10 protein-coding genes are annotated in these 8,652 nt (G+C 67.2%); 2 read left to right on the top strand and 8 right to left on the bottom strand.

Annotated features, from left to right (window positions below):
- From NF20_RS25140 to NF20_RS25125, 4 genes are all read right to left on the bottom strand, one after another.
- Positions 1–354: class I SAM-dependent methyltransferase (locus NF20_RS25140; RefSeq protein ID WP_033717566.1), on the bottom strand; the 354-nt coding region annotated here is incomplete at its 3' end.
- Positions 355–441: 87 nt separating this feature from the next.
- Positions 442–1,305 carry a 3-hydroxybutyryl-CoA dehydrogenase gene (locus NF20_RS25135; protein ID WP_031344806.1) on the bottom strand — a complete coding sequence of 288 codons (864 nt, stop codon included), beginning with the start codon at positions 1,303–1,305 and terminating at the stop codon, positions 442–444.
- Between the two features lie 225 nt (positions 1,306–1,530).
- Complete coding sequence (gene aceA, locus NF20_RS25130; protein ID WP_011726191.1) at positions 1,531–2,817, bottom strand: isocitrate lyase; 1,287 nt, start codon at positions 2,815–2,817, stop codon at positions 1,531–1,533.
- 268 nt (positions 2,818–3,085) lie between these two features.
- On the bottom strand, positions 3,086–3,880 hold the full coding sequence (locus NF20_RS25125; RefSeq protein ID WP_003879297.1) for an acyl-[acyl-carrier-protein] thioesterase: 795 nt from the start codon (positions 3,878–3,880) through the stop codon (positions 3,086–3,088).
- 161 nt (positions 3,881–4,041) lie between these two features.
- Between NF20_RS25125 and ramB the strand changes: the two genes are divergently transcribed.
- Entirely contained in the window at positions 4,042–5,466 is a 1,425-nt protein-coding gene (gene ramB, locus NF20_RS25120; RefSeq protein ID WP_009979329.1) for an acetate metabolism transcriptional regulator RamB, read from the top strand.
- The gene (locus tag NF20_RS25115) at positions 5,463–6,020 is read left to right on the top strand and encodes a carboxymuconolactone decarboxylase family protein (protein ID WP_003879295.1); all 558 of its coding nucleotides are present in this window, start codon (positions 5,463–5,465) and stop codon (positions 6,018–6,020) included. The genes ramB and NF20_RS25115 overlap by 4 nt, the downstream gene beginning before the upstream one ends.
- Positions 6,021–6,027: 7 nt before the next feature.
- Here NF20_RS25115 and NF20_RS25110 read toward each other — a convergent pair whose 3' ends face one another.
- The 4 genes from NF20_RS25110 to NF20_RS25095 form a co-directional block, all read right to left on the bottom strand.
- Positions 6,028–6,309 carry a hypothetical protein gene (locus NF20_RS25110; protein WP_003873751.1) on the bottom strand — a complete coding sequence of 94 codons (282 nt, stop codon included), beginning with the start codon at positions 6,307–6,309 and terminating at the stop codon, positions 6,028–6,030.
- Positions 6,310–6,319: 10 nt separating this feature from the next.
- The gene (gene lpdA / locus NF20_RS25105; protein ID WP_003873752.1) at positions 6,320–7,717 is read right to left on the bottom strand and encodes a dihydrolipoyl dehydrogenase; all 1,398 of its coding nucleotides are present in this window, start codon (positions 7,715–7,717) and stop codon (positions 6,320–6,322) included.
- 88 nt (positions 7,718–7,805) lie between these two features.
- Positions 7,806–8,369, bottom strand: coding sequence for a hypothetical protein (locus tag NF20_RS25100; protein WP_009979332.1), 564 nt, complete (start codon positions 8,367–8,369; stop codon positions 7,806–7,808).
- Positions 8,362–8,640, bottom strand: a complete 279-nt coding sequence (locus NF20_RS25095) for a putative holin (RefSeq protein WP_019731987.1) — start codon at positions 8,638–8,640, stop codon at positions 8,362–8,364. Before NF20_RS25095 ends, NF20_RS25100 begins: the two co-directional genes overlap by 8 nt.
- Positions 8,641–8,652: the final 12 nt, after the last annotated feature.

The raw sequence follows: 8,652 nt of genomic DNA, 5'->3' as shown, positions 1-8,652 counted from the left end.
CCGCACCTCGATGTTGCGGTCCGTCGGAAATCCGGCAAGCAACTTCTTGCTGTATTCGAATTGGTTGCGGCTCAAAGTGATTCCGATGACGTTGACGTCATACTTCTCCAGGGCCCGCTTCAGCGCGCCGCCCCAGCCGCACCCGATGTCCAGCAGCGTCATCCCGGGCTCGAGGTTCAGCTTGCCCAGCGCCAGGTCGAACTTCGCGGTTTGCGCTTCTTCGAGCGTCATGTCGTCGCGTTCGAAGAAGGCGCACGTGTAGGCCATGGTCGGATCGAGAAATAACGCAAAGAATTCGTCGGAGACGTCGTAGATGGACTGCGATTCCTCGTAATACGGTTCCAAGCCCGTCATGCGCGGCACAAACCTTTCGTCTTATTCAGCGCGAGCATAGTAACCGACCTGATCACGCGCGGCCGCGCGGGCGCCGGTCAATACCTGTCAATACGTGTAGAAACCCTGGCCCGTCTTCTTGCCGAGCCGGCCGGCCTCCACCATGCGCAGCAACAGCGGCGGGGCGCCGTACTGCGGCTCCTTGAACTCCTCGAACATCTTGTCCGCGATCAGCTTCAGGGTGTCCAGGCCCACCAGGTCGGAAAGCCGCAGCGGGCCCATCGGATGCGACAGCCCGGCCACCACGGCCTTGTCCACGTCCTCGACGGTGGCGAAGCCGGCCTCCACCATCCGGATCGCCGACAGCAGGTAGGGCACCAGCAGCGCGTTGACCACGAAACCGGACCGGTCGCTGCAGCGCACCACCTGCTTGCCCAGCACCGCGCTGGCGAACTCCTCGGTGCGCACGGCGGCGGCCTCGTCGGTGACCAGCGTGCTGACCAGCTCGACCAGCGGCAGCACCGGCACGGGATTGAAGAAGTGCAGCCCCAGCACCCGTTGCGGGTTCTTGGTCGCCGCGGCGAGCTTCATGATCGGGATGCTGGAGGTGTTGGAGGCCAACACCGCATCGGGGTCGGTGACCACCCGGTCGAGTTCGGCGAAGACCTGGGCCTTGACGGCGTCGTCCTCGATGATGGCCTCGATGACCAGTTGGCGATCGGCGAGGTCTTTCAGGTCGGTGGTGAAGGTGAGCTTGCTCAGCGCGCGGTCACGCTCCCGCTCGGTGACCTTGCCGGCGCTCACGCCCCGCTCCAGCGACTTCACGATGCGGTTGCGTCCCGCCGTGATGAGGGCCTCGGTGGTCTCGAACACCGTCACGTCGACGTCGGCGCGGACCGAGACCTCGGCGATGCCGGATCCCATCTGGCCGGCCCCGACCACTCCTACTCGCTGAATCGCTGCGTCACTCACTGTTTCTCCGCCAATCGTCTTGTCGTGCACCGCACCTTACACGCCGCGAGCAGACGCAAAGGCACCGCTTTTGCTGTGCAAAAGGGTGCCTTTGCGTCTGCTCGGCAGCACTAACTCAGTGGCTCAAGCCGTCGGTTCCACTTCCTCCTCGCGGCTGACGCCGCTCGTCGTCAGTGGCTCAAGCCCTCGGTTCCACCTCGTCTTCGCGGGCAAGCCCGCTCAGCCTCAGTGGAACTGGCCCTCTTCGGTGGAGCCGGTCAGCGCGGTGGTCGACGACGTCGGGTCGACCGTGGTGGCGATCCGGTCGAAGTAACCGGCGCCCACCTCGCGCTGGTGCTTGGTGGCGGTGTAACCGCGCTCCTCGGCGGCGAACTCGCGCTCCTGCAGCTCGACGTAGGCGGTCATCTGGTTGCGGGCGTAGCCGTAGGCCAGATCGAACATCGAGTAGTTCAGCGCGTGGAAGCCGGCCAGCGTGATGAACTGGAACTTGAATCCCATTGCGGCAAGCTCCTTTTGGAACTTCGCGATGGTGGCGTCGTCGAGGTGCTTCTTCCAGTTGAACGACGGCGAGCAGTTGTAGGCCAGCATCTGGTCGGGGAACTCGGCCTTGACGCCCTCGGCGAACTTGGCGGCCAGCTCCAGGTCGGGCGTGCCGGTCTCCATCCAGATCAGGTCGGAGTACGGCGCGTACGCCTTGGCCCGGGCGATGCAGGGCTCGAGGCCGTTGCGGACCCGGTAGAAGCCCTCCTTGGTGCGCTCGCCGGTGATGAACGGCTGGTCGCGCTCGTCGACGTCGGAGGTGATCAGCGTGGCCGCCTCGGCGTCGGTGCGGGCGATGACGACGGTCGGCACGTCGCACACGTCGGCGGCCAGCCGGGCCGAGGTCAGCGTGCGGATGTGCTGCTGGGTCGGGATCAGCACCTTGCCACCCAGGTGGCCGCACTTCTTCTCCGAGGCCAGCTGGTCCTCCCAGTGCGAGCCCGCCACACCCGCGGCGATCATCGCCTTCTGCAGCTCGAAGACGTTGAGCGCACCACCGAAGCCGGCCTCGCCGTCGGCGACGATCGGCGCCAGCCAGTTCTTCACCGAGGTGTCGCCCTCGACCTTGGCGATCTGGTCCGCGCGCAGCAGCGCGTTGTTGATCCGGCGCACCACGGTCGGCACCGAGTTGGCCGGGTACAGGCTCTGGTCGGGGTAGGTGTGACCGGACAGGTTGGCGTCACCGGCGACCTGCCAGCCCGACAGGTAGATGGCCTTCAGGCCGGCGCGCACCTGCTGCACGGCCATGTTGCCGGTCAGGGCGCCCAGCGCGTTGATGTACTCCAGGTCGTGCAGCTGCTCCCACAGCACCTCGGCGCCGCGGCGGGCCAGGGTGTTCTCCTCGACGACGGTGCCCTGCAGGGCGACGACGTCCTCGGCGGTGTAGGTGCGGGTGACATCCTTCCAGCGCGGGTTGGTGTCCCAGTCCTTCTGGATCTCCTCGGCGCTCTTGGGGGTGCCAACGACAGACATGGGCATGCTCCTTCACGATCTTCACTACGGAATTGCTGGATGCCTCACCGGCGGTAGCTAGCGGCTCAACTTCACTGGTGTGCTAACTCGAAGATGGCACAGCCGATAACGCCCGGTCCAGCCGTTTCAGTTGCCAATTTCAGCAACGGGACCGGGCGATTTTGCGAAGTTTGCTAAGCCGGTAACGAACTTAACCGTTTCAGAAGCTACCCGTCAGTAACCCCAAAGCCGCAGGTCACGCCGCAAATTAACCCGGACGCTTGTACTGTTAGCGAGCAAAGATCGCGGCGACGGCTTTGGCCTCGTCGCCGACGGCGTATGTGAGCGTTGTAACAGTGCGATCGGCCAGCTCGGGACCGAATTGATCGGTGGATCCGGCGGGGTGGACGTGGGAGATGATCTCCAGTTTGTCGCCCAGGGCCACCGGCGCCTCGTGTTCGATGGTGACGCGCAACGGCGTCCGCATCAGCTCGGTGTGCGACGCCAGGTAGTCCTCGATGACGCTCCAGTACACGGAGTTGTTCATGTGGTCGAACAGGTCGATGTCGGTGACCCGGACCGGGAACTCGTGGATCTCGACCGCGTCGTCGCGGCTGGCCGGTTTGAGGTAGGGCTTCCAGCGCAGCCGGTCCACCGAGGTCGTCTTGTGCAGGCCGGCCAGGAAGTCGTCGGCGATCCGCGACGGCATCTGGGTTTCCCGGTTGATGTTGATCCAGAACGCCTCGGACTCGATGAGGCCGCCCTTGCGGCCGTCGATGCGGACCCGCATCTCGCACCACCGGTTCGAGGTCCCCGAGCACCACCGACGCAGCCGCAGCATGTCGTTGAACTCGATCGGCCGGATCAGGTCCAGCATGGTGCGCCGGACGATCCACAGCGGGTGGGTCTCCTCGAAACCCATCTCCCGCAGCTGGTCCTGGCCGATGTCCTGAATGTGGCGGGCCGCGGCGTCCAGCCGCAGCCGCCCGGTGCGGTCGATGTCGCCGACCCGCAGCGGCCATTCGCGATCGAAAACGTCGGGGTGACCGTCGGGCACCGGCATCATTTGTTTGTCCAGGCTCACGGTGTCGCTCCCCGTTTCCTCCTCGTCGGTGCCCCCAGGCTAAGGCCTGCGGCCCCGCTCGAATCATGCCAACGACGTGCGCCGAACACCAATCGCGACGCGGCCATCGCGGCTGCCAACTCTGCGAACCAGGGCTTCACAGGCCCGGTAACCTGGGTGGAGTGTCCAAGACGTTCGTCGGCTCACGCGTTCGCCAGCTGCGTCACGAACGCGGGTTTTCCCAGGCCGCGCTGGCCCAGATGCTGGAGATCTCGCCGAGCTACCTCAACCAGATCGAGCATGACGTCCGACCGCTGACGGTGGCGGTGCTGCTGCGCATCACCGAGGTGTTCGGGGTGGACGCCACCTTCTTCTCCTCGCAGGACGACACCCGGCTGGTGGCCGAGCTGCGCGAGGTCACCATGGACCGGGACCTGGACATCGACGTCGACCCCACCGAGGTCGCCGAGATGGTCAGCGCCCATCCCGGTCTGGCCCGCGCGGTGGTCAACCTGCACCGGCGGTACCGGATCACCACCGCGCAGCTGGCGGCCGCCACCGAGGAGCGGTTCTTCGACGGCAGCGGCACCGGGTCGATCACCATGCCGCACGAGGAGGTCCGCGACTACTTCTACCAGCGGCAGAACTATCTGCACGAGCTGGACACCGCCGCCGAGGACCTCACCATCAAGATGCGCCTGCACCACGGGGATCTGGCCCGGGAGCTGACCCGCCGGCTCACCGAGGTGCACGGCGTGCACATCAACCGGCGCATCGATCTGGGCGACACCGTGCTGCACCGCTACGACCCCGAGACCAAGACGCTGGAGATCAGCAATCACCTGTCGTGGGGGCAGCAGGTGTTCAAGATGGCCGCCGAACTGGCCTACCTGGAGTTCGGCGACCTGATCGACAGCCTGGTGGCGCAGGGAAAGTTCACCAGCGAGGAGTCGCACAAACTGGCCCGGCTCGGGCTGGCCAACTACTTCGCCGCCGCGGCGGTGCTGCCGTATCGCCAATTCCACGACGTCGCCGAGAATTTCCGCTACGACGTCGAGCGGCTGTCGTCGTTCTACTCGGTCAGCTACGAGACCATCGCGCACCGCCTGTCGACCCTGCAGCGGCCGTCGATGCGCGGGGTGCCGTTCTCCTTCATCCGGGTGGACCGGGCCGGCAACATGTCAAAACGCCAGTCCGCCACGGGTTTTCACTTCTCCTCCAGCGGCGGTACCTGCCCGCTGTGGAACGTCTACGAGACGTTCGCCAACCCGGGCAAGATCCTGGTGCAGATCGCCCAGATGCCCGACGGCCGCAACTACATGTGGGTGGCCCGCACCGTGGAGCGGCGCGCGGCCCGGTATGGTCAGCCCGGTAAGACCTTCGCGATCGGCCTGGGCTGCGAGCTGCGCCATGCGCACCGGCTGGTCTATTCGGAGGGACTCGACGTCTCGGGGGGCCCAGGAACAGTGGCGACACCGATCGGCGCGGGCTGCCGGGTCTGCGAACGCGACAACTGCCCGCAGCGCGCCTTCCCCGCGCTCGGCCGCGCCCTCGACCTCGACGAGCACCGCAGCACGGTGTCTCCCTACCTGGTGAAGCAGCCGTGACCGCGCCCCGCATCCCGGCCGGGCGGTTTCGCCAACTGGGACCGATCAATTGGGTGATCGCGAAGCTGGGCGCGCGCACCGTCGGCGCGCCGGAGATGCACCTGTTCACCACGCTGGGTCAACGCCGGCTGCTGTTTTGGACCTGGCTGGCCTACGGGGGCCGGCTGCTGCGCGGCAAACTGCCCACCGCCGACACCGAGCTGGTGATCCTGCGCGTCGCGCACCTGCGCGGCTGCGAATACGAGCTGCAGCACCATCGCCGGATGGCGCGGACGGCCGGTCTGGACCCGGATCTGCAGGCCGCGATCTTCGCCTGGCCGCAGCGACTCGAACCGGTGCAGGCCCGCCTGACCGTGCGTCAGCAGGCGCTGCTGGCGGCGACCGACGAGTTCGTCAACGACCGGACCGTCAGCGAGGCCACCTGGCGGCAGCTGGCGGAGCACCTGGACCGCCGGCAGCTGATCGAATTCTGCCTGCTGGCAAGCCAATACGACGGGCTGGCGGCCACCATGTCGGCACTGGCGATTCCGCTGGACCACCCCGAGGGGTCATGAGCAGGTGTCATAGGTAGACGTCGGCCAGGATGGCCAGCGTCAGCAGCACGGGAAGCACCGGCAGCGCGAAGGCGAAGGCGGCCCGCGGCCGGCTGCCGCGCCGGCGCTGCCAGGCGCCCCACACCGCCGCGGCGCCGCCCAGCACCACCGACGCCACCAACACGAGCGGCCCCCACTGGCCCACCGTGGCGTTGTCCCCGTTCGAAATGGCAAGCAGCCAAAGGACATAACCGGTCGCCAGGCCACCGAGGGCGGCCGCGATGGTCTGGGGCGTCAGGGTGCGCAGCATCGTCGAGGGCTCAGAAGTTGATCATGTGCCCGGTCAGGCCGTGGAAGCATTCCTGCAGCGCCTCGGACATGGTCGGGTGGGTGTGCACGTTGCGGGCCAGCTCGGTGGCCGTCAGGTCCCACTTCTGCGCCAGGGTGAGCTCCGGCAGCAGCTCGGAGACGTCGTGGCCGACCAGGTGCCCGCCCAGCAGCTCACCGTATTTCGCGTCGGCGATCAGCTTGACGAACCCGCTGGGGTCGCCCACGCCGTGCGCCTTGCCGTTCGCGGTGAACGGGAACTTGGCCACCACCACGTCGTGCCCCTCGTCGCGGGCCTGCTGTTCGGTGAGCCCGAAGCTGGCGACGTTGGGCTGGCAGAAGGTGGCGCGCGGCATCATCCGGTAGTCGCCGAGCGCCAAAGTCTCTGCGCCGGCGATGGTTTCGGCGGCCACCACGCCTTGGGCCTCTGCGACGTGGGCCAGCTGCAGCTTGCCGGTGACGTCGCCGATGGCGTAGATGTGCTCGATGTTGGTGCGCATGTAGTCGGTGATGCCGATGGCCTTGCGGTCGGTCAGCGCGACCCCGGCCGCCTCCAGGCCGTAGCCCTCGACGTTGGGCGCAAAACCGATGGCCTGCAACACCTTTGCGGCCTTGAGTTCCTGGCTGTTGCCGTCCTTGCTGACCACCACCGTCACTTGCGAGCCGTCATCGGAGATGGATTCGACCTTGGTGCCGGTGAGGATCTTGACGCCCAGCTTCTTGAACTGCTTCTCGATCTCCTTGGACACGTCGGCGTCCTCGTTGGGCAGCGCGCGCGGCAGGAACTCGACGATGGTCACCTCGACGCCGTAGTTGTGCAGCACGTAGCCGAACTCCATGCCGATGGCGCCGGCGCCGGCGATGATGATCGACTCGGGCAACTCCCGGGACAGAATCTGTTCCTCGTAGGTGACCACGTTGGCCGACAGCGACGTGCCCGGAACCAGCCGGGTGCTGCTGCCGGTGGCGATGATCGCGTTGTCGAACGTGACCGTCTCGGTCCCGCCGTCGTTGAGCTCGACCGCCAGCGTGTGCGGGTCGGTGAACCGGCCGTAGCCGTGGATCTCGGTGATCTTGTTCTTCTTCATCAGGAAGTGCACGCCGGCGACGCGGCCCTCGGCCACCTTGCGGCTGCGGTCGAAGGCGGCGCCGTAGTCGAAGGTCGCCTCGCCGTTGATGCCGAACGTCTTGGCCTCTTTGGTGAAGATGTGGGCGAGTTCGGCGTTGCGCAGCAGCGCCTTGGACGGAATGCAGCCGACGTTGAGGCAGACGCCGCCCCAGTATTTCGGTTCGACGATGGCGGTGCTCAGCCCCAGCTGCGCGGCGCGGATGGCTGCCACATATCCGCCGGGACCGGCCCCGAGGACGACGACGTCATAGTGAGAAGTCACGTGCCCACCCTAGTGGGCGCCGGCTGGCAGCGGACAACGCCGTGAGTCGCGCCGCTCCCAACGCGCCGAGCGGTGGCCTCGAATCACGTCAGTACGGAACGACGCCCACCAGACAGTGCCCCACCCGCGCGCAGTAGTAATAGCCGTACAGCGGCGCCGCGGCCGCCAGCGCGGCGAACGGCCCGGACAGCACTGCCACCGCAAGCGCCGAAATCAGCGGCCTGGCCTCGACCATCGCCAGCATGACGCCGCCGACGACGCACACCACCACGAACACCAGCACCGCGAACAGCGCCGGGGTTTTGTCGATCGAGTGGTACCACCAGGAGAACAGGCCCAGCCCGACCACCGCCGACGCGGCCCACACCGCGAGCAGCACCAGGACCAACTTCCACCACTTGACGTAGAAGTAGCGGCCGGGCACGGCGACCGGCGGCACCGGGCCGGCGAACCCGGCCGGCTCCGGTTCGGGCTCCGGCTCCGGCCCCCGCTCGGCCGCGGGCTCGGCCGCCTCGGTGTCGTCGTCCTCGGCGTCATCGTCGAAGTCCGGCGCCCACGACTGGGTGCCGGTGTCGGCGGCGTCGTCGTCATCGGAGAAGTCGGGCACGAACGCCTCGGTGCCCGGGCTCGAGGCGTCCTTGTCGTCAGCCACCGGCGGTCACCCGCAATGCGACGAGCACCCCGAACCAGCCGGGCGCCACCGCCAGCACGAACGCACCCAGGGTGGTGACCCAGCGCCGCCCGGAGAACAGGATCAGGGCCAGGCCGATCACGCTGGGGATGCCGACCACCGCCGCGACCGCCAGGTCCGGGCGAACGCGGGCGTGCACGGCGACGGTGAACGCCACGCCGGCCAACAGCCCGACCGCGCTTCCGATCAGCATGGCGCCGGCCAGCACCCAGGGACGCGGAAGAGGAATCACCGTCTCGACTGT

The sequence above is a fragment of the Mycobacterium sp. MAC_080597_8934 genome (genome assembly GCF_000523975.1).
Lineage (GTDB): Bacteria > Actinomycetota > Actinomycetes > Mycobacteriales > Mycobacteriaceae > Mycobacterium > Mycobacterium avium.
This window is presented reverse-complemented; position numbering and strand designations above follow the sequence as displayed.

Excerpts from the sequence above, each read along its gene's own strand:
- aceA (WP_011726191.1), bottom strand. The coding sequence starts at position 2,817 with ATGTCTGTCGTTGGCACCCCCAAGAGCGCCGAGGAGATCCAGAAGGAC.
- NF20_RS25110 (WP_003873751.1), bottom strand. The coding sequence starts at position 6,309 with ATGCTGCGCACCCTGACGCCCCAGACCATCGCGGCCGCCCTCGGTGGC.